Here is a 20,519-nt window from a genome sequence, read left to right as displayed (position 1 = left end):
GGCTTTACGCTTACTAATGCCCCTCCGTAGCTAGGAGCGCTAGACGCGCTTAATCTCAATAATTTCATTATTAGCGGGTGAGTATTTATGTGCACTGAGAATTTCCCAGCATTCTTTTCTCTTCGCCCATTCGGAAATCATCCGCCCGCCGGCAGACTCATGAAGCAGTCGATTAACCTCCGTTGACCAAGTAAGAATTTGTGTGCCCAGTCCATTGGAAATGCCTTGATTTTGCCAGATCATGCTTAAGTCAAGGCGGTCACCGAGTATCTTCGATAGAACTGCGACCAGATAAGCTGTTACATTTGCCTGAAATGCAGGAAACTTCGGACGGATCAGTTTGTGTGCAGCCTTGAACAAGATCACTTGGGCGATCATCGACTTGTATTCCAAGACATCAGGCAAAATTTGCATTTCATTGCTATCCAATTGGATCATGTCCATGAAAGCTCCAAAGTTCTTTTGCCCCCCCAAACTTACCAAATCCGGGCGTTGTTTCCATGCACATAAGAATTTGGCAAGATCGGTCTTGGTGATCTTGCGAGCAGGGGGCATTGAATCCTGAAGTCTCTTGATGCCGGCAGGTGTCTTTCCTTCTCGATCAAGCATCACTTTGTAACTACCTGCCGCACGTTCATAGAACCAGCGACCGGCGCCATCTGGACAGAATGTTGTCATCGCAAGCTTTTCGAGCGTTACATGGAATGGCTTGTTTGAGGAAAGGTCAGATTGTTTCACAGCATTTTGACTGTTAGCAAAACGCGAAATGTCGCTAATTAGGGCCTCTTCCTGCGCGGCGTCCGTAGTTCGAAGCACGATGACTTTCGCCGGTATGCGAACCGACTTCAGGTCGATCGCAGGAAATTTCTTCTTCGTGAAAAACAATGACGCCATGGTCTGCCCGCCGTTGACAACCTGCATGCCTTTCAGCCAGCTGATGCCGGGGCCGCCATCGGCAGTTCTTCCGAGATGCGCCTCATCAGCAACCATTACAATCCCATTGTTATACGCCATGAAACGCTCCGGCTGATCACGCAAAGTGGTGCTTATGCCCTTGTTGACCTTGCCAGTCTGGCTGAGAAATGAACGAACGTTGGCCTCAAGAATACGGGAACCATATTTGTCATATAAAAAGCGTAACGTCTCTCCTGGCACAACGGTCATTGCGTAATCGTACTCGCCACTTGCGTTGGGCACCCATACACATGGCAGCGCCCCTCCAGAGACTTCCTCAAAGTTCACTACCAATTCGTCACGCGGCTTGCCTTCTTGCCAGTGATTGAACAAACGCTCGATGTCCATCACTTCCAACTTGATGGTCTTGCCATTAACCTCGCGCGACTGGAAGTTCTTAATCTTCGCCTTCCTATCGGTCAGGACATATATGCGGATCTGCTCCAGATCCTGATATGCTTTCTCGATGGTGAGCACAAGCGGATATGCATCGTTTGATTCATCCATTTTCGACGCTAGTTTACCGTCAACACAAAGGGTAAGAAATTTGGCACATTGCTCTGCAGCCTTGGTGGTCTCTGAATCAGGAATGGGAGCTACTTCGTCGACACCATCATAGAGGCTGACATATAGATCAAGCTGGTCTTGCTCATCCGAAATCGCATATCCGCTGAGGCGCAAAATGGAATTAGAAACTGTCGCCTTGTAATGACAGACATTCGGCTCAAAGGTCATGCCGATTTCCGACATATGTCTTGTGACGACCTCTGTAAAGATCATTTCCTCGAATGGAAGCGCCTCTCCTGGAGCCGCCGTACGACTGGCCATTTCCTCCCGCACTTCCATTTGCGTCTGCCGCAAGAACTCACTTAATTCCATTTCAAACTACTCCAATCATTTCAATGACTTCACCAACAGAAAACTGCTTGTCTTTTACTGCATCCAGATCGATTTCATATTGAACCCGGCGAACACCAACCGGCACGTTACCAAGTATTAAGCGCGGAAAATTCTCATCGACCAGCACGAAGCGTATGTCGGATACCAGAAACTTTCGCGTATAGTGCTCTGCATGTGAATCCAAATACCTTGCGTGTAATAACGCGTTGTCGAAGGAGGACAGTGCATATACATCTAAAGAGAGCCGTTTGCGAATCGACGCAATCATCTCTGGCAGAGTCAATCCTTTAGCTGCGGAAATAAAACGGCAGCCGCATACGAACATTGGCTGGCGGATCGAATCATCGAGCTGTTCCAGTGACATGATGGTAGCCGGAAATCCTTGGAGCGCCATCGTGCTTTTTACCTCGATGGCGCCGTTTCCAAGCTCAAAATCCTGAAGACCATCCATCGGGCCCATCCAGCTGTCTACGACAAGCTGTAGGGGCAGGTCAACATCAAGCAACTTTTCCATGCACGCCAGTTCACCAACTAATCCCAACTCAGCCGCAGGTTCAAGCCCTTCGCTGTCGTTTCTCATGAATTCCTGCCAAGCACGAATGCGTCCGAGGAAGAGTTGAAAAATACGGGGTTCGTCGTTCAAATCATTGGCCATCACAAGCGTTGCCACGATGTCCGCCACCATCCGCGAGAACAGGTCCAAGCTGCCAGCCGGTTGCCTTACCAATGCAAGCCATTTTCCTGAATCGCTTGGAGACGTCCGTTCGACCCTGAAGCCACTTCCCTGTGGCAGTTGCCCGGCCTGCGGCAACATAATGGATGTGAAGCAGACCAGCAATGCCTCCTCATTGCTGGGAAAACGGCGAGCAGCCAGTAGCCGGTTGCCACTCAAGCCGGATATGGCAATGCTACGCCATCCTTCCTCCGCTCCTCCGTTAGCTAATGCACGCCAGGCAGCGGCAATTTCCTCTCTAGTTGGCAGCGCCATATTGCTGCTCCCATAACACGTTATTGACCTTGTACTCGACCTTGGTACCGGAATCGCTACCGGGGAAGCTAATGCCGAACGCTACAATCGGAGCTGCCTCGGGTGAAATTTCTGCAGCTGCAGGATCAAGCAAGTAAATCAGCAGGACCCCGCGTTCCGGATGAGGTGCGACGCCCTCTGCACCAAAGCCGCGCACCCTGCGCAAAGCGGGACCGTTTGGTACTTCTGGCTCGGTCTTGTTCTTCAAACGTCCTGGATCGTCACGCCAGACTCTTCTGGTTTCGGCGAGCGCGGCTCCCCACGCCTCTCTATCAAGATCAATACCCTCGTCTTTCGGTGACAATAGTCGCCCGAATGTGTAACGATCAGTGATCCCTTGCTTTCTGGAGCGTACTGAACGCTGAACCGAATATCCACCCTCGAAATTCCATGGGTTTTCTTCAACGCTTCCGCCGATGACCGCAACGGACCAACGAGTAAGCTCACCATCCCTTGCCATGGACTCGATGAACTCTTTTAACAGCATGCTATTGGCTTTAAGGGCCTCTGGATGTGTTCGGTAACTTCCCAAAAATTCAGCAATGTGTGGGAACCGTATGCCATCCCAGAACACCCCGTTCCATTTGTCGACTGAACCGTCGCGCTGCCGTTCCGGGATACTTTGAGGTGTACCCATCGCAGTTACCAAGTTTTCGAATGCCTTGGTGTTCGTACGAAGAATTTGTGGATCTTGGTGCATCGAGACCGTTTCGATGACGTGACCACTGAATGACAAAAATAGACTGCGCGCCGAGCGCATCTTGAGGCGCGAAGTGACCATCAATACGGGATGTGATACGACCTTTAGACCGTAATCCCGAGGAGTCCCTCCGCTGTCAACCATCATGTCGAACTCCTCGCGCAATTCTTCAGAGGCATCAGCGATGTGTTCGAACCACTCGACAAGATCAGTGGTCGTATAGAGTCGACAGAGGTCAAGATAGCCAGGTCGATAACCGAACCAACGCCCCATCTGCATCAAAGTGTCATACATACGCGAGGCACGCAGGAAGTAGCTGACACATAAGCCCTCAAGCGTAAGTCCCCGTGCCAATTTGTCGCCGCCGATTGCAATTACTTTGAGCCCATCGGCACTATCCGCATAATCCAGCGCATCCTTGGCAGTACCGTTGATCATCCGGACGCTAATTTCGCTTACGACAGACGACAGAATGCCAGCAATTTGACCCCATGCGAGATCGACGTCACGCACGATCTCGGGCACTGCTTCACGCATCCGATTGGTGGTTTGCTCAAAATCGTGCAACCACAGGTCTTCAAGACGGGCGAGAACTTCCTCATCTCCGATCCCCCGCGATAGTCGTTGGTCGACATGTCTGACATAATTTTCGACTTGCTCGTGTACGTCCTTTTGAACGGAGTTGAAACGTGTCACATGAATCAGCATCGAGCTGTGCTTATGCTTCTGGCCACGCAACTGGCGCGCCGCGCAGGCGAGGATAAAGGCATCAACGGCTTCAACCAAGGAAGAAGGCATTCCATGCAATGAAACATGCAGCGGCTTGTGTGTCGACTTGTGTTTGGTCGGCATCCAGCCGATCGTGCCGTCTGAAGCGCAGTGATCTTCGATTTCGCGCACTAGTGGCAAGCTACCTTCCCTTCGTTCACCGGTATTCAAGCCGAACACACGGGCTGGTCCAATGTAATTGGACGGTGCGCCTAGGTTATGGATGAAGGCCGCAGGAAAGAGATCCGGTCCCTGATTTGGGGTTTCTCCGCGCTCATGGATGAAGATGTTGGCAAACGGTGTCGCGGTATAACCCACGTACGCCTTGCGCTGAAAGGCATGAAGAATCTGGCGGATCAGGCTGTTGATTGCAGTCGGCTGGTGTTCATCGTCCGGCTTGTCGTCTTCGGTGAAAAGTTGCTCCCCTGTGTCAACAGAAGCATTGTCAGCTTCGTCATCAATGATTAGCAACGGTAGGTGAGCTACTATCTTGCGTCCTGTTGCCACATCTGTGGTGTTCGCCACGTGGTTCAGTATCCAAGTGAACAGGCGCTGCAGCACCGTTTTGTTTTTCTTAACCACGAACAACCATGGACGTTGCTCTGGAGATATTCCAAGATTTTTGGCAACCTTGGTACTGAAATCACCTTTTTCAGAACGGTTGGTCGCATAATTGGGACGAATTGCCGGGTCACCGTCGATTTCACCGACGCCGATAATCCGAATGTCATCTGGAAGCGGGTTTGTTTCATACCCCAGAAAGCCTTCGTCCAGCCGCATCTGTGTCTGCGAACGCAAATTGTTGTGCATGCCCGCGAGGACAATAATAATTTTATAACCCGCATCGGCTGCCTTGCAGATCAGTCCCGTGTAGTTTCCGGTTTTTCCTGACTGTACGTGGCCGACCACTAGTCCGCGCCTGTCCCATGGACCCACGCGGAGCGGATCCTCGAGCATGCCTAAAATCTTGTCCGAGGACCTATCAAGACCATCCACAGCGATCCATGGCAGACTAGCCTCTTGCCACTCCCGGTAACGCTGCCAATAACGCCAATCTGACTTGCGCTCTGGCGTCAGCCACGCCACATGACCCTCGGTATTGACAAGCGAGGTATCCTGCCCCAGCCAAACGCTGAAGCGCCGGATCAACTCATCCGTCACCGCATCTCGGTCAAGTTCTTCCGCCCAGCGAGGATTCATCATCAGAACAAGCGTGATTTTTTCAGCGATGAGGGATGGAGTGATGCCTGCCTTATCTGGCTCTCCCTGCAAGAGCTCTTGGACGATTTTAACCACGCTGATCTTATTGGCTTCACTGATTGATATCATTCTTCATCCTGTGTCAAAGGTTGGTCGGGCAAGGCTGCTATGAGTTCCGGGTAGTTCTGAAACGGCTCGCTGTGAAGAAGACGATCGCGAGCCATTGCTGGCGACATTCCCTTGAGCATGACCATATTTCGATACATCACGTACAGCACATTCGTCACGGCGGCGGGAACGTCACCTGCAAAGCCTGTTCTTGGCGTATCACGATTTTCAGCAGTGTCCAGCCAGATACGCTGTACAGGCACCGTTTCCTCGATCACTCTGAGCATTGCTTTAAGCTGGGGTAATAGACTGCCCGCATCGTCGAGTACTGCTCGTACGGCGGGATGATCGGTATCAACGCGATAGCGCATTCCTCCTGTAAACTTCTCCGATCTCCAAGCTTGTGTAACGGGTGCCCCGTTAGGTGCTCGTGGCGCTTGACCCCGGTGGGCAAATGCCTTGCGCGCCCTTGTGCGGGTGTCTTCGGCCAACCGGCTCAGCCAGCCGCGCAGAGCAACCGGTGGCCGGGCGGTCGACTTGCGTATGTCGATGTTCCAGTCAGAATCCGACGAATTGGGAATGTCGAGCCGGATTCGTGCCAGCCTGTGTGCCTCGTCCTTGGTCCAAGAACGACCGTGTCCGAGTCCTAGCCAACTCCCGGCTACAAGCAACCTCTCATTGCGATAAACATAAAAACCCTGCTGAGCTGTCCATCCGTCCGGACCTTGTGCCGATTCGTACTCCTTTGCTGTCAACATATCCTTGTGTGGAAGCACATGGCATTCGACGGTAACGCCGGGTGACGAAGGAAAGCCAGCTGCCGGCGAATGCCATGGCTTCGAAGGATGCCCCGAAAGGAATGGATCCCAAGGCACAACTGATTTGCCATTAATATGTAACTTCATCCTAGGCCTGGTACCTTCCAGATACCGGTGAAATACCATCGCAAGATGCCGCTCCACCCGATCAATCAAGTCGAGCAGATCCTGTTCGCCAAAACCATGAGTCACGATTCGATCAAGTACTTCCCAAAGGACCAATGTGCCGTGCCCTGCGGCCGTTAACGGTGCCAACAATTCCACAGAGCCAGGATCTGGTCCTTCGAGCAGATGCCAGCCATCGTCCTTGCTCAACGCCAATACATCCAGGTCCCAGCGCAGACACTGCAACCCGTCAACTCCGATAGATGCGACCGTCAACCGACGGCACTGTGAAAATGAAGCGGTTTTCAGCCCGAGTCCGAATCTCCCGAGGTCATCTGCGTGACGCGTATCCAGTGGGTTTTTCTCACCCAAACGCATGGCCTTGTCGATTTCGATGGCGCTCATGCCGCGTCCGTCGTCCTGAATCTCGACGTGGCTTTCATCGCCTTTCCATTTGAAGCGTAGATCGACAACCCGAGCACCTGCTGCGATACTGTTATCAATTATGTCGGCCAGCGCTGTGGCGACGCTATAACCCAAACCGCGCAGGGCCTCGATCATTGCACTTGCTCGCGGAGGAGCGTGGCGAGAATTCGCAATATTCATTCAAAGTCCGGTGAAATTGACAAGCAAAGTGTTCATGTAGTCTGTACCAAAACTACAATCTAAGATGATTCAGTCGCTGGCAAGAAAAGACTTAAGTCGATCAAAGCGACTCGGTTGTCGTAACTTGTTCATGGCCTTGGCTTCAATCTGCCGGATTCGTTCGCGTGTCACATCGAACTGCTTGCCTACTTCCTCAAGAGTGTGATCATTCGACATCTCAATACCGTATCGCATACGTAGCACTTTAGCTTCACGCGGCAGTAGAGTATCGAGTACTTCCTTTGTAGTCTGGTACATCGATGCATGCAACGCGACTTCTTCAGGGGTTGGAGTTACGCTGTCCTCGATGAGGTCCCCGGGTTGCGAATCCTCATCGGAGGCGGCCATGAGTTCAAGTGAAATCGGTTCCGTGACGACTTTCATGATCTGGCGGACCTTGTCTTCAGATATCTCCATTTTCAGCGCTATGGCTGTCTGGTCCGGCTCCCGCCCCGTCCTCTGTTCGACTTCCCGCACAATGCGATTCATTTTATTGATGGTCTCAACCATGTGAACCGGCACCCGAATGGTGCGTGCCTGATCAGCTATGGCACGAGTCATACCCTGACGAATCCACCAGGTCGCATACGTGGAAAATTTGAATCCGAGCTTGTAATCAAAAAGCTCTGCCGCACGCATCAAGCCGATGCTCCCCTCCTGAATTAGATCTTCCAGAAGGAGTCCTTGATAGGAGTAACGCCTAGCCGTGAATATTACCAATCTAAGGTTGGCATGAATCAGTTGATCCCGAGCTTTTTCGTAGGTGAAAATTAATTTCCTAATCAGAACTGCATTTTCGTCAACCTTGTTCGCCATTATGCTCAGCAAATTAGTCAGCGCATGAGTCGACGGACGGGGAATTTGCTGGTTGTTTACCCCATTCCTTCGGTCTGAGCGCAGAAACTCGACATACTCCAAGAAATTTCCCTGCGCGATGGGCTCGACTGGTTTGACATCATCACTGACCTCCATATCAGCAGGGAAATCTTCACCCGAGGCGACTTTCGAAAATTCATTGACACACTTTTTCTCAATAACCTTCCATGTCGCTGCGGATAATCGGACCAACTCCTTGGACAAGGCAATCAGTGCACTGTCCATCCGCTGCCCCAGCCGCTCCTCGCCGACTCGATCCAATCGATCAAAGATTTTCACCGCCGAAAGATAGTTGGGTAATGGATCCGATAGCTGGGAAATGTCATTCTTCAGCCGGAGAATTGCCTCGTCAATGAGATCCTCTTGGCAACTAGCAAGAGTAAATGACGAACACTTCGCTCCCATGTCGTGCTCATCAATGAGGATGCCAAGATCTTGGATCATTCGCAAAACATGTGGCAGCATGATGGTGGCATCTACACCGCAATCATCATCGATTGCCCCATAGACTTTTCCGTATGAGAGAGTGCCACTGAGCATTCCTTGACTCAACAATTGGGCAATCGCAGTAAACTCGCCTTCGACCCTCGTGAATATCCTGTTGTCGATCTCCGGAAGTTCCATTTCAATGTCGGACCAGTCTGCATCGGAGTCAATTGGACGATGAAGGGCTAGCGTTCGTTGTGTAGCTTCTGCAGCAACTAAGCATGAGACATCATGCTCCGGTATCCGCACTTGCACTTCAGCCTGCCATCCATGGGAAATATCTAAATCTCCTTCGCTCAACGTCTCTTCTTGCATCCGCTCTGCATTTCCCGATTGCAACAATAGTCCCGCACCCCCGACTTCACACTGCTTGGTGGGTTCGACAGCACGGAATGTTGATGGCATTTTAACAACATTATAAATATTTTGATCCAATTGTGAAAAAGTTGCGTCCGCGACATTAGGGCCTTCCAGCGGACACCAAGTTTGCACTGTTTCGGAAACCATGCATTTTTCATCGATTGAAAAATCATCAGATTGCTCGGCAACCACTTGTTCACGCAAGTCAGCTATATAATCGATTTCGGTACCGCAATTTCCATAAACTCCAAGCTCCGCAGTTCGCCTACTGTCTTCTTGCGAATTGTTCTCAGCCTCGCTGGCGCACATACCCTCTGCAAGCTTTGCAGCAGTATTACCGTCCGGATCGGTCAGTGTCACGTCGGCCCCAGCCGCCAACAGAAGACTATATATTTCATGGCGGCCATGAACTGCCGCAATCATCAATGGGGTCATTCCGCCGACATCCTTCACATCAAGTGATTCTCCCCGACGGACATACACTTCGACCGCAGCAATGGCTCCAGTCTTGATTGCCAGGCGGAATAAAGGATTAAGCCTGTTTGGTTTATGCATGGAAATCACTTGTCCGCTTCCGCGATATGCACAAGTCCAAGAGCCCATGCTGCGCCACTTTCCGCTTCAAAGGAGACGCGAATACCGCAACTGGAGGAAAAACAGATCTCTATTAACATGACGTTGCAAACCGCTTATTATTCAATTCCATGAGTAAATGTCCTGCTACTGCTGTTCGCATTGCAATTTTTTGGCGCCTTGCCGATGGTGGAAGAAATCTTTCCGCAATTCTCGAATGCTGGAGAAACTGCAGCTGCGCGAGTTCCGGCGCAGTGAAACTTAACCATTTTGACCATTGTTTGCTTGGCTGAATGCTAAAATCACCATCAGATTGATGATTCGCGCTTATGATTGACTTTAAAAGATAAGAAATTGCGGGCCTGATTGAGCAAGCTTTCATAGGCAACAGAACCTCAAACAAGGATCTTCGCATGATTGATTGAAGGCAATAGTTTGCAAAAAAAGACGCATCCCCACTGGCACCAATCATGTCAATAGAGGCAACGGATAAGGATTCTTGTGTTCGGCTTCCAATATTCGAGGCTAAAAGAACAATTTTTTTGTGAGATGATATTGCACTACGGTGCCGTTGGGCATTTGGTTTTGTATCACCAACTTGCGCGTGAGAGCAATTACGAAAAGGTGAGACGAAATCGGCAACGAAGCACTTGCAGACGTGGACGCGACTCACCATGCCAAAGAAAAAGAGGCGAAATTTGATGAGGTCCAAGTGTTTAGATTGGCTCCATCCAAGAAACCCAATATGCAATAAAACGAGTTGCGCACAAGAAAACGGATTAATTCTCATTTATAATATTACATTGCATGCTCAAAAATACATATCATATAATAAATTTGATGACATAAAGAAAGTATTTGCATCAGAGTGACGGCTGGCCCTCGAACCCTCAATCGTAATAATCAATTCATTGAGTCAAAAATTTGTTGGCAACGACTGGATGAGTGGCCCCTAAGTCTCGTGGCAATGAAGTGGAGGTAGGGCAAAAAATTGCAGCGATCATCGGGCCCTTGGCTCCGTTTCTGAACATGTTGGAGGCCATTCGTGTAAGGAAATTTTCCTGTTCATGATCAGGTTCGGGAGTGAGCTCAAGTCGGCCCTTTTTTGCGCAGTTCGAAGCCCGCATTCCCATATCACAATCACTCGCCATCCTCTTTCACGAAGCAGGATAATGTTGCGTTTGTCTCTCTCGATGTTCTGAGCGAACTTACGTTGCCATTTTTCACTATTCTGATCAGGAGTAGTTGCATATCGGCAACCCACATGGCGGTGCCAGAAGCATCCATGCACGAAAATTGCCAACTCGTATTTAGGCAACACTAGATCTGGGCTACCTGGTAAGCTACGGCTGTGCAATCGATATCGGAACCCGCTCGCGTGAAGAAATTTTCTGACAATTATTTCCGGCAGAGTATTCTGAGCGCGGACCGCTGCCATCATCTGCGATCTGACAGCTTTGTTGACAATATCAACCATATGCATGCACTACCCGTTTGATTAAAAAAATTATACTCTTTGATTGTTGATTTATTTCATGACCATTAAGATTGTCGATTTGTTTGCAGGACCTGGAGGACTAGGAGAGGGCTTCTCAGCATTGTCAGATGGCAATGCCTTCAAGATATTGATTTCCGCAGAAATGGAGTCATCCGCTCACAAGACACTGCGGCTTCGCAGCTTCTTTCGACTGATTCGCAATGACAAACGTGCTCTTGCGCACTATTATCAGTTTTGCAATGGCGAAGTCGACAAGGCATACGACGAAGAGTCAAGATGCGCGTGGGATGAGTCTGGTTTGGAGGCACGGCAACTTGAGCTGGGCAAGCCTGAAGACAACAAGAGTCTTGATGATGCACTTGATGAAAAGCTACGTGAACTTGATCAATGGGTACTGATAGGGGGTCCTCCGTGCCAAGCCTATTCACTGGTTGGGCGCAACAGAAATATGGGGACATCAACCTATCGCGCCGAAGATGACCATCGGTTTTTCTTGTACAAAGAGTATTTTCGCATTGTAAAAAGTCGTCGCCCGCCTGTTTTTGTCATGGAAAACGTGGAGGGCATACTTTCTGCAAGAGTTGGTGGCAAAAAGATATTCCCTGAAATTTTGCGTGAACTTTCGGCGCCGGATGGTCTATCCGGAGACGAAGGATATGTTCCCGGCTACAACATTCACTCGCTCGTGACGAATACCGTTTACAAAAGCGGAATGGACGCAACAACAATGGATCTACGGGATTTCATCGTAAGGTCTGAGAAATTTGGCATTCCTCAAGCGCGACATCGCGTCATTTTATTGGGTGTTCGTGCTGATCTTGCTGCAAACTTCACCCGTTTGAAAAATCAAAAAGAGGTGCATGTACGCGATGTCATAAGTGACCTTCCTGCGTTGCGCAGCCAATTGAGCAGAGGCTCCGACTCGCAAGAAAAATGGGAAGCTACGGTCAAACGACACCTGCTCGAGCTGGCTGATGACGCAAAGAAAAAGAACATGATAAGGCTCTCTTCATGGTTAAAACGAGCCTCCGACGATATAACCCTGAACTTGTCGTCTGGTTCGAATCGTTATCCGAGGAACATGAGTTCTGACAAAAAACCATATCCTGCAGATTGGTATCTCGATCCAAATTTACGAGTGTGTCTTAATCACGACGCGCGCAGCCACATGACCAGCGATCTCCGGCGCTATGGTTATGCAGCAACCTACGCGGAGCTTTTTAAGCGTTCACCCAAAGGACACGCCCAATTTTCACTTGCTGGCCTGTCCCCTGACCACGCAAACTGGAAAAGCGGAAAATTTGCTGATCGCTTTCGCGTGCAGTGCTACGACGCACCTGCCAACACCATTGTTAGCCATATTGCCAAGGATGGTCATTACTTTATCCATCCCGATCCAACTCAGTGTCGTAGCCTTACGGTGCGTGAAGCTGCTCGCTTGCAAACGTTTCCTGACAATTACTTCTTTGAAGGTAATCGTACAGAACAGTACCACCAAGTCGGCAACGCGGTTCCTCCAAGATTAGGCAAGATGATCGCAGAGATAGTCCAAGAAATTCTTACTGATTTAAGGTTAGAGTAAATTTGAGTGGCCATCTTCGGCAACTTGGGGCAAGCACGCTCCTGCAGGCACTAACGAACACATTGCGCCTGTTGGCGAAACGCTGGTTGATGCTGTCGGCCGAAGTCACAGAGCTAGATGCCGCACTCGAAAAACTGACGAATCAGTTTGCGCCCCACCTATGGGAACAATTTGGTGTCGGACCTCAGACCGCAGCAATCTTGATCACTGTCGCCGGTGACAACCCTGAATGCCTGCGCAGCGAGGCAGCGCTTGCGGCGCTATGCGGAGTGAATCCACTTCCTGCATCGCCTGGAAAAACGATACGCCATCGATTAAACCGAGGGGGGGGTGACCGGCAAGCCAACAACGCGTTGTGGAGGATTGCCATGGTCAGGATAAGAAGTGAGCCACGAACACGTGCTTAAGTCGAGGAGCGAACAACGGAAGGCATGTCCAGCAATGAAATTCAGCGCTATTTAAAGCGCTACATTATCAGGGAGCTATATCCATTCATTTTGAACGACTTGGCGACAGCAAAAGGCACTTCTTGACATAGGAGCGTTAACGCTGTCGCTGAACGCTTCTTCTTGAACATCAAGATGGAGCGGGTCTAGCAGCGTCAATACGCCAACCACACCGAGGCAAAAGCCGACATCACCGACCACATCGTCGGCTTCTACAACTGGAAGCGCATCAATTCAGCATTGGGCAATCTGCCACCCTCTGTCTACGAACAGAAAATGGCAGATCGTGAACTTATCGTTGTGTCCGAAATTACTTGACGACCGCATACAGCAACACCTCCCCCTTCGCAACTTCGCTTATTACTGACGCCCCCTGCGGAGATCAGCGATTGTTCGGTGTTCTTGCAACGCCCTCCCCCTTGTATCAACGAGAGCCACAGAATTTGCAGGCAAGCCGAATGTTTTTTCTATTCTTTTACTGACTGTACCCACACCTGCATCAGCCCGGATTGCTCTTTCCTTGGTTTTTTCGGTCACCCCCGGCGTCACAACTGGCCGCATTGATAGTACAGGTTTTTTCGTGACTGTCAGCGTTCCATCATCCGAGAAATCCTGAAAATAGTCAGCTGAAAACTTCTGTTCAGCTAAAAAAGTGAACATGCGTGATTTCAGCAATACCTCAACACTATCATTTGCCTGAGTTTTCGATTGCTTATTAGCACGAACAGCATGCATCAGCGCTGTTCGCCCCCTATTATCTTTAATTGTCGGATCAGCGCCCAATTGCATAAGTCGTTCAATAAGGCGAGTGTTGCCCCTCTTTGAAGAAAATGCACCTGCACCTATTGATGCAAACATCAACGCTGTCATCCCGGCGCTGTCGCCAATGTTGACGGTGCCTTTCAACAAGTTAAGCACGGCATTCTGAGCAGTCCCCCACCGCTGGGTCCGCAATCTCACCATTTCAACAATCGGAGGCCGGCATCCCGTGCTAGCCAGACGCGGATTCGCCCCTCGCCGCAGAAGACCCTCGCACCCCTCCGGACTAGCCTCCGTTGCAGCAAAGAGCAAAAGTGACCAGTCGGAAGTTGCTGAACCCTCCGACTGAAAAACTGTGTCGGGATGGAGGTTGTGTTGATCTAGCAGGCGAAATACTTCGTCCCAGTTACCCTGCCGATTTGGAGGAGTACCACGAACTGCTTTAAAGATCTCTGTCGCAATCTCGGACTCATTACGCTTAGAAGGTAGTACTGTGAAATCATTGCGATGCATATTTATCCAGACAATTTAACGTGAAACAACAGAACAGATATACTGACACAACTCAATCTCCTGCAGCGGTGAACAGCATGAAGCGACTAGCACTTCAACGACGGCGTGGCAAAAGTGTGCCTGAATCCCTCATCTTCCGCACCTCGACTTATTTAATAGCTGCGTCCAGTTTTTTGCAAGTGCAATTTTAGAGAATCCATTTATACTGACAGCCTCATTTATCAGTAGCCGCTCACGGTCAAAAAAAAATGCTTTGTGCCTCAGACCAAAATATAGGGAATGCAATAGACGCCTCCAACCCGTAGCGCAGTAAATGCTGAGTTGCACAAGGGAGTAGAATGTCCCACAGCGTCACGCTGTCGATCTCGGCTAGAAAGCGGTCTCGTCGCATGAGTTTCTTCTTTGCGGCGTATTCGAGGTCGAAAAAGCTATTATGCATGATGGATCGCGGGCGGTGAACGTAGTGCTATTGTCTCAGGTCATGTTGCAGCAGGGAACCGCCCCAATGAATAAGTCAGTGGTTCCCTAATAGTGGTATTAACTAGATTACAAACCTTGAATCTGATGTAAAGTTGCGTTCTGAATCAAAAACTAGTGCATTTTGCGCTCATGTACAACCAAATCTTCTTCACCAACGTCCTGCGCGTGCTCGACGAAATGGGCATCTCCAAGAACGAACTGTCCGACCGTGCGGGCATGTCGGTGTCGTTCCTGTCCGACCTGACCAACGGCAAGGCCAATCCTTCGCTCAAGATCATGGAATCGATCGCCAGGGCCCTCGACGTCGCGCTTCCAGCCCTGCTGGAAATTACCGACCTCGATCAAGAATCGCTGAACATGCTCGCCGGCGGCAAGGCGCCGAGCAGCCTGCCTCCCGGCTATGTGCGCGTGGCAGCCGTGCTCACGGAATACCAGGCATTCCAGGTGCGCCAGTGGAATGATGCGAACCGCAAGCATATTGCTGGCGCCAAACCGGAAGACGGCTGACGCCAGGTAGCGCCCAAGGCGCAAAATGCGCCGGAAATCCATATCCTGCGTGAAATAGTCAAGCAATACGCGCATTAAACACCGAACTCATCAAGAAATTTGCCGATAGGGTTTGCGCTAGGTCTAATTCAGCCGATTTTTTACGATATATCCTTTGCATATGCGGCATGGCATAAATGCAACAGGGGTATACCGATCATGGCTGAAACCGAAGACTTTTCCACACTGAAGGACCGGGCCCGGCGCAAGCTGGAACGCGACATGGGTCCCCTTCTGATGGCCGCGCTGAACGATCCGCGCACGGTGGAGGTCATGCTCAATGCCGATGGCAGGCTGTGGCAGGAGCGGCTCGGCGAACGGATGCAGTGCATCGGCACCCTGCGCGCGGCGCAGGCCGAGGCCATCGTCAAGACCGTAGCGGGCTACCATGGCAAGGAAGTCACGCGCGGCAAGCCCCTGCTGGAAGGCGAACTGCCGCTTGATGGCTCTCGCTTCGCTGGCCAATTGCCGCCTGTCGTCCCCTCCCCCACCTTTGCCATCCGCAAGAAGGCCGTGGCGATCTACACGCTGGACGAGTATGCCGCTGCTGGCACCATGACAGCGCACCACTGCAGCATCCTGCGGCAGGCAGTGGCCGGCCACCGCAACATCCTTGTCACGGGCGGCACCGGCTCCGGCAAGACCACGCTGGTCAACGCCATCATCAACGAAATGGTGGCCTGCGATCCCGGCGAACGCGTCTTCATCATCGAAGACACGGGGGAAATCCAGTGCGCCGCCGAGAACTTCGTGCAGTACCACACCTCCTTCGACGTCTCCATGACGGCCCTGCTGAAAGCCGCCCTGCGCATGCGTCCCGACCGCATCCTGGTCGGCGAGGTGCGCGGCCCCGAGGCGCTGGACCTGCTCGACGCCTGGAATACAGGCCACGAGGGAGGCGCCGCCACCCTGCATGCGAACAATCCGGCGGCAGGCCCAGTGCGCCTCAAGTCCCTCATCACCCGCAACGCATCGGCCCCGGCCGACATTGAGCCACTGATCGGCGAGGTGGTCCACATGGTCGTGCATATCGCCCGTACACCCGCTGGCCGCCGCGTGCAGGAAATCCTAGAGGTTTCCGGCTACGCGGACGGCCGCTATCTCACCCACCTACTCTGAGGAGCTCCCGATGCCTACATTCCTGCCTGGCCCGCCGGGCCACATGCACGCCAAGGCGCAGTTCTGGCTGTGCGCTGCCGTCATTGTCCTGCTGTTCCTGTCCTTGCCGCACCAGGCCTACGCCGCTGCCGGTACCGGCGGCTCGCTGCCCTATGAGAGCTGGCTGGAAAACCTGCGCAACTCCGTCACCGGCCCCGTGGCGTTCGCGCTGTCCATCATCGGCATCGTCATCGCTGGCGGCGTGCTCATTTTCGGCGGCGACCTGAATGGTTTCTTCCGTACCCTGATCTTCATCGTGCTGGTAATGGCGCTGCTGGTGGGTGCGCAAAACGTGATGAGCACCTTCTTCGGGCGCGGCGCAGAAATCGCGGCGGCAGGCGAGGCGCTGTGCGGCGGCATCCGCCATGCCATTCTTTGCACCGGCACGCGGATGGCATAGCCATGGCCCTGCGCGCCATCCCCATCCGCCGGGCAGGCAACCGGCATAACCTGTTCATGGGTGGAGACCGGGAACTCGTCATGTTTTCCGGCCTCCTGGCCTTCGCGCTCATTTTCGGCGCGCAGGAGCTGCGGGCATCGGTGGTGGGGCTGCTGCTGTGGACGGGCGCCCTCTTCGCCTGCCGGCTGATGGCGGCACACGATCCGCGGCTGCGCCAGGTGTATCTGCGTCACCGCCGCTACCGGCGCTACTATGCCGCGCGCAGCACGCCCTTCCGCGTCAATACGGGCAGCCAGGGGAGGCAGTACAAATGACCGAGACGATTTCCATCGCCATGGCGGCGTGCGGCTGCCTGATGCTGTCCATCCTGTACGCGCGCATCCGCGCGGCTGGCGCCGGCATGCGCCTAAAAAAGCACCGCTCGCGCGATGCAGGGCTGGCCGACCTGCTGAACTATGCCGCCATGGTCGACGATGGCATCATCGTCGGCAAGAACGGCGCCTTCATGGCGGCCTGGATCTACCGTGGCGGGGACAACGCCAGCAGCACGGAAGAACAGCGCGAACTGGTCTCCTTCCGCATCAACCAGGCCCTGTCGGGGCTGGGCAGCGGCTGGATGATCCACGTCGACGCGGTGCGGCGGCCCGCGCCCGGCTATGCGCCAGCGGGCCTGTCCCACTTCCCGGACCCGGTTTCCGCCGCCATCGATGAAGAGCGCCGCCGCCTGTTCGAAAGCATGGGCACCATGTATGAAGGCTACTTCGTCCTCAGCGCCACCTATCTTCCGCCGCTGCTGGCACAGAGCAGGTTTGTCGAATTGATGTTCGACGATGAAGCGGCGGTGCCCGGCCAGCGGGCGCGCACGCAGGGCCTGATCGATTTCTTCAGCCGCGAATGCGCCAGCATCGAGTCGCGCCTGTCGTCGGCCGTGGCGCTGGAGCGCCTGCGCGGCACGCAGGTCGTTGGCGAGGATGGCAGCAGCGCCACGCACGACTCGCTGCTGCGCTGGCTGCAGTTCTGCGTCACCGGTCTCAACCATCCGGTCATCCTGCCCCGCAATCCCATGTACCTGGATGCCGTCATCGGTGGCCAGGAACTGTTCGGCGGTGTGGTTCCCCGGATCGGCCGCAAGTTCATCCAGGCCGTCGCCATCGAGGGATTCCCGCTGGAGTCCACGCCCGGCATCCTCACCGCGCTGGGCGAGCTGGCATGCGAGTACCGCTGGTCTTCGCGCTTCATCTTCATGGACGCCCACGAAGCGGTCAGGCACCTGGACAAGTTCCGCAAGAAGTGGCGGCAGAAGATACGCGGCTTCTTCGACCAGGTATTCAACACCAGCACCGGCCCCGTCGACCAGGATGCGCTGTCGATGGTGGCCGATGCGGAAGCGGCCATCGCGGAAGTCAACAGCGGCCTGGTGGCGCAGGGCTACTACACCAGCGTCGTGATCCTGATGGACGAAGACCGGGACAGGCTCGACGCCGCCGCGCGCCAGGTCGAGAAAGCCATCAACCGCACCGGCTTCGCGGCGCGGGTGGAATCGGTCAACACCATGGATGCCTACTTGGGCAGCCTGCCCGGGCACGGCGTGGAAAACGTGCGGCGCCCGCTGATCAACACCATGAACCTGGCCGACCTGCTCCCCACGAGCACCATCTGGACAGGACTGGACAAGGCGCCCTGCCCCCTGTATCCGCCGCTGGCGCCCGCCCTGATGCACTGCGTGACGCACGGCGACACGCCATTCCGCCTGAACCTGCATGTGCGCGACCTGGGCCACGCGCTGATGTTCGGTCCCACGCGCAGCGGGAAATCGGCGCACCTAGGCCTGATCGCCACGCAGCTGCGCCGCTACCAAGGCATGTCGGTGTATGTGTTCGACAAGGGCATGGCCATGTATCCGCTGGCCAAAGCCATGGGCGGCAGCCACTTTACGGTGGCGGGCGACGGCGACAGCCTCGCCTTCTGCCCACTGCAGTTCCTGGCTACGCGCAGCGACCGCGCCTGGGCCATGGAGTGGATCGATACCATCCTGGCCCTGAACAATGTCGACACGACGCCCGCCCAGCGCAACGAAATCGGCAACGCCATCATGAGCATGCATGCCAGCGGCGCGAAGACCATGTCCGAATTCGCGCTGACGATCCAGGATGAAGCCGTGCGCCAGGCGATACGTCCCTACACGGTCGATGGCAGCATGGGGCACTTGCTCGACGCCGAGGACGATGGCCTGTCGCTATCCGACTTCACCGTCTTCGAAATCGAGGAACTGATGGGCATGGGCGAAAAATATGCGCTCCCCACCCTGCTGTACCTGTTCCGCCGCATCGAGCGCAGCCTGCGGGGCCAGCCCGCCGCCATCATCCTCGACGAGGCATGGCTCGCTCTGGGCCACCCGGCGTTCCGCTCCCGCATCCGGGTCTGGCTAAAGGTGCTGGCCAAGGCCAACTGCCTGGTGCTGATGGCCACGCAAAGCCTGTCCGACGCGGCCAGCTCGGGCATCCTCGACGTCATGGTGGAATCGACGGCCACCAAGATTTTCCTGCCCAACGTGTATGCGCGCGACGAAGACACGGCGGCGCTGTACCGCCGCATGGGCCTGAACGCGCGCCAGATCGACATCCTCGCCACGGCCATCCCGAAGCGCCAGTACTACTATGTCTCCGAGCACGGACGCCGCCTGTACGACCTGGCGCTCGGGCCGCTGGCCATGGCCTTCGTCGGTGCCACGGACAAGGAGTCGGTGGCGGCTGTCAAGGCGCTGGAGGCCAGGCACGGCGCTGCGTGGACCGGCGCATGGCTGGCCAGCCGGGGACTGAACCTCAACGACTATGGAGGCGCAGCATGAACCTTGCCCGCATATTCAGATCGCTGCGCACGGCCGGAAGCCGCAAGGCGCCTGCACAGGACGGATTCCTTGACGGCGGGCGGCGCAGCGGCGAAAGCGACAATCCCTACCTTTCCGCGCGGCGCACCTGGAACGACCACGCAGCCCAGGCCGCGTCCTCGCGCCAGGCCTGGCAGCTGCTGGCCGTGCTGTCGCTGCTGGTCGCCCTCGCTGCCGTCGGCGGCATGGTCCATGTCGCCAGCCAGTCCCGCTTCGTGCCCTATGTGGTCGAGGTCGACAAGCTGGGTCAGCCGGTGGCGGTAGCACCGGCGCAGCAGGCAGCGGCAGCAGACCAGCGCGTGGTGCGCGCCGCCGTCGCGTCGTTCGTGGGCGACGCGCGCCTGGTCACGCCGGACATCGCGCTGCAGCGCAAGGCCGTCTACCGGCTGTATTCGATGCTGGCGGCCAATGACCCGGCGACGGCCAAGGCCAACGAATGGTTGAACGGCACCGATGAAAGCAGCCCGCTCAAGCGGGCCGCCAGGGAAACCGTCAGCACCGAGATCATTTCCGCCCTGCCGCAAACGGCCGATACCTGGCAGGTGGACTGGACGGAAACGGTGCGCGACCGCCAAGGCGTATTGAAGGCGCCGCCATTCCGCATGCGCGCGCTGCTCACCGTGTACACCGTGGCCGCCACGCCCCAGACCACGGAAGAACAGCTGCGCAACAACCCGCTGGGCATCTATGTCCGCGATTTTTCCTGGGCAAAACAGCTCTGAGGAGGCCA

15 protein-coding genes and 2 pseudogenes are annotated in these 20,519 nt (G+C 54.2%); 9 read left to right on the top strand and 8 right to left on the bottom strand.

Annotated elements, in window-relative coordinates; all coding sequences use genetic code 11:
• Positions 1–39: 39 nt before the first annotated feature.
• From mzaE to ACP7DW_RS22035, 7 genes are all read right to left on the bottom strand, one after another.
• Complete coding sequence (mzaE, locus tag ACP7DW_RS22065; protein WP_426056555.1) at positions 40–1,833, bottom strand: MZA anti-phage system associated AIPR family protein MzaE; 1,794 nt, start codon at positions 1,831–1,833, stop codon at positions 40–42.
• Position 1,834: 1 nt separating this feature from the next.
• The gene (gene mzaD / locus ACP7DW_RS22060; RefSeq protein ID WP_426056556.1) at positions 1,835–2,842 is read right to left on the bottom strand and encodes an MZA anti-phage system associated PD-(D/E)XK motif protein MzaD; all 1,008 of its coding nucleotides are present in this window, start codon (positions 2,840–2,842) and stop codon (positions 1,835–1,837) included.
• Positions 2,826–5,678, bottom strand: a complete 2,853-nt coding sequence (mzaC, locus tag ACP7DW_RS22055) for an MZA anti-phage system associated Z1 domain-containing protein MzaC (RefSeq protein WP_426056557.1) — start codon at positions 5,676–5,678, stop codon at positions 2,826–2,828. The genes mzaD and mzaC overlap by 17 nt, the downstream gene beginning before the upstream one ends.
• Positions 5,675–7,141 carry an MZA anti-phage system associated ATPase MzaB gene (gene mzaB / locus ACP7DW_RS22050; protein ID WP_426056558.1) on the bottom strand — a complete coding sequence of 489 codons (1,467 nt, stop codon included), beginning with the start codon at positions 7,139–7,141 and terminating at the stop codon, positions 5,675–5,677. The genes mzaC and mzaB overlap by 4 nt, the downstream gene beginning before the upstream one ends.
• A 114-nt stretch (positions 7,142–7,255) precedes the next feature.
• Positions 7,256–9,502 (bottom strand): sigma-70 family RNA polymerase sigma factor, encoded by a 2,247-nt coding sequence (locus tag ACP7DW_RS22045; protein ID WP_426056559.1) that lies wholly within the window; start codon positions 9,500–9,502, stop codon positions 7,256–7,258.
• A 112-nt stretch (positions 9,503–9,614) separates the two neighbouring features.
• Positions 9,615–10,232, bottom strand: a complete 618-nt coding sequence (locus tag ACP7DW_RS22040; protein WP_426056560.1) for a hypothetical protein — start codon at positions 10,230–10,232, stop codon at positions 9,615–9,617.
• Between the two features lie 288 nt (positions 10,233–10,520).
• A complete protein-coding gene (locus ACP7DW_RS22035) occupies positions 10,521–10,958 on the bottom strand; it encodes a very short patch repair endonuclease (protein ID WP_426085232.1) in 438 nt (145 codons plus the stop codon).
• A 97-nt stretch (positions 10,959–11,055) separates the two neighbouring features.
• On the opposite strand from ACP7DW_RS22035, the gene ACP7DW_RS22030 reads away from it, so the two are divergent.
• The 3 genes and pseudogenes from ACP7DW_RS22030 to ACP7DW_RS22020 all read left to right on the top strand — a co-directional run.
• Positions 11,056–12,600 carry a DNA cytosine methyltransferase gene (locus ACP7DW_RS22030; protein ID WP_426056563.1) on the top strand — a complete coding sequence of 515 codons (1,545 nt, stop codon included), beginning with the start codon at positions 11,056–11,058 and terminating at the stop codon, positions 12,598–12,600.
• Between the two features lie 14 nt (positions 12,601–12,614).
• A pseudogene (locus ACP7DW_RS22025) lies at positions 12,615–13,133 on the top strand (transposase); the annotation flags it as partial.
• Between the two features lie 12 nt (positions 13,134–13,145).
• Positions 13,146–13,364: pseudogene (locus ACP7DW_RS22020) on the top strand (IS3 family transposase); the annotation flags it as partial.
• A gap of 42 nt (positions 13,365–13,406) precedes the next feature.
• Here ACP7DW_RS22020 and ACP7DW_RS22015 read toward each other — a convergent pair.
• Positions 13,407–14,318 carry an ankyrin repeat domain-containing protein gene (locus ACP7DW_RS22015; RefSeq protein ID WP_426056564.1) on the bottom strand — a complete coding sequence of 304 codons (912 nt, stop codon included), beginning with the start codon at positions 14,316–14,318 and terminating at the stop codon, positions 13,407–13,409.
• Positions 14,319–14,927: 609 nt separating this feature from the next.
• Here ACP7DW_RS22015 and ACP7DW_RS22010 point away from each other — a divergent pair.
• The 6 genes from ACP7DW_RS22010 (at position 14,928) to ACP7DW_RS21985 (ending at position 20,511) form a co-directional block, all read left to right on the top strand.
• Positions 14,928–15,305, top strand: a complete 378-nt coding sequence (locus ACP7DW_RS22010) for a transcriptional regulator (protein ID WP_426056565.1) — start codon at positions 14,928–14,930, stop codon at positions 15,303–15,305.
• A 198-nt stretch (positions 15,306–15,503) separates the two neighbouring features.
• Positions 15,504–16,463 carry a P-type conjugative transfer ATPase TrbB gene (gene trbB / locus ACP7DW_RS22005; protein ID WP_426056566.1) on the top strand — a complete coding sequence of 320 codons (960 nt, stop codon included), beginning with the start codon at positions 15,504–15,506 and terminating at the stop codon, positions 16,461–16,463.
• Between the two features lie 43 nt (positions 16,464–16,506).
• The gene (gene trbC, locus ACP7DW_RS22000; RefSeq protein ID WP_426056734.1) at positions 16,507–16,902 is read left to right on the top strand and encodes a conjugal transfer system pilin TrbC; all 396 of its coding nucleotides are present in this window, start codon (positions 16,507–16,509) and stop codon (positions 16,900–16,902) included.
• A 2-nt stretch (positions 16,903–16,904) separates the two neighbouring features.
• Positions 16,905–17,216, top strand: coding sequence for a conjugal transfer protein TrbD (locus tag ACP7DW_RS21995; RefSeq protein ID WP_426056567.1), 312 nt, complete (start codon positions 16,905–16,907; stop codon positions 17,214–17,216).
• Positions 17,213–19,750 carry a VirB4 family type IV secretion/conjugal transfer ATPase gene (locus ACP7DW_RS21990; RefSeq protein ID WP_426056568.1) on the top strand — a complete coding sequence of 846 codons (2,538 nt, stop codon included), beginning with the start codon at positions 17,213–17,215 and terminating at the stop codon, positions 19,748–19,750. The genes ACP7DW_RS21995 and ACP7DW_RS21990 overlap by 4 nt, the downstream gene beginning before the upstream one ends.
• Entirely contained in the window at positions 19,747–20,511 is a 765-nt protein-coding gene (locus ACP7DW_RS21985) for a VirB8/TrbF family protein (protein ID WP_092800425.1), read from the top strand. The genes ACP7DW_RS21990 and ACP7DW_RS21985 overlap by 4 nt, the downstream gene beginning before the upstream one ends.
• Positions 20,512–20,519: the final 8 nt, after the last annotated feature.

Source organism: Janthinobacterium sp. PSRC1-1 (assembly GCF_049897525.1).
Taxonomy (GTDB): Bacteria; Pseudomonadota; Gammaproteobacteria; order Burkholderiales; family Burkholderiaceae_D; genus Janthinobacterium; species Janthinobacterium tructae.
The sequence above is the reverse complement of the archived record's forward strand: the minus strand, read 5'-3'. Positions and strand labels throughout refer to the sequence as shown.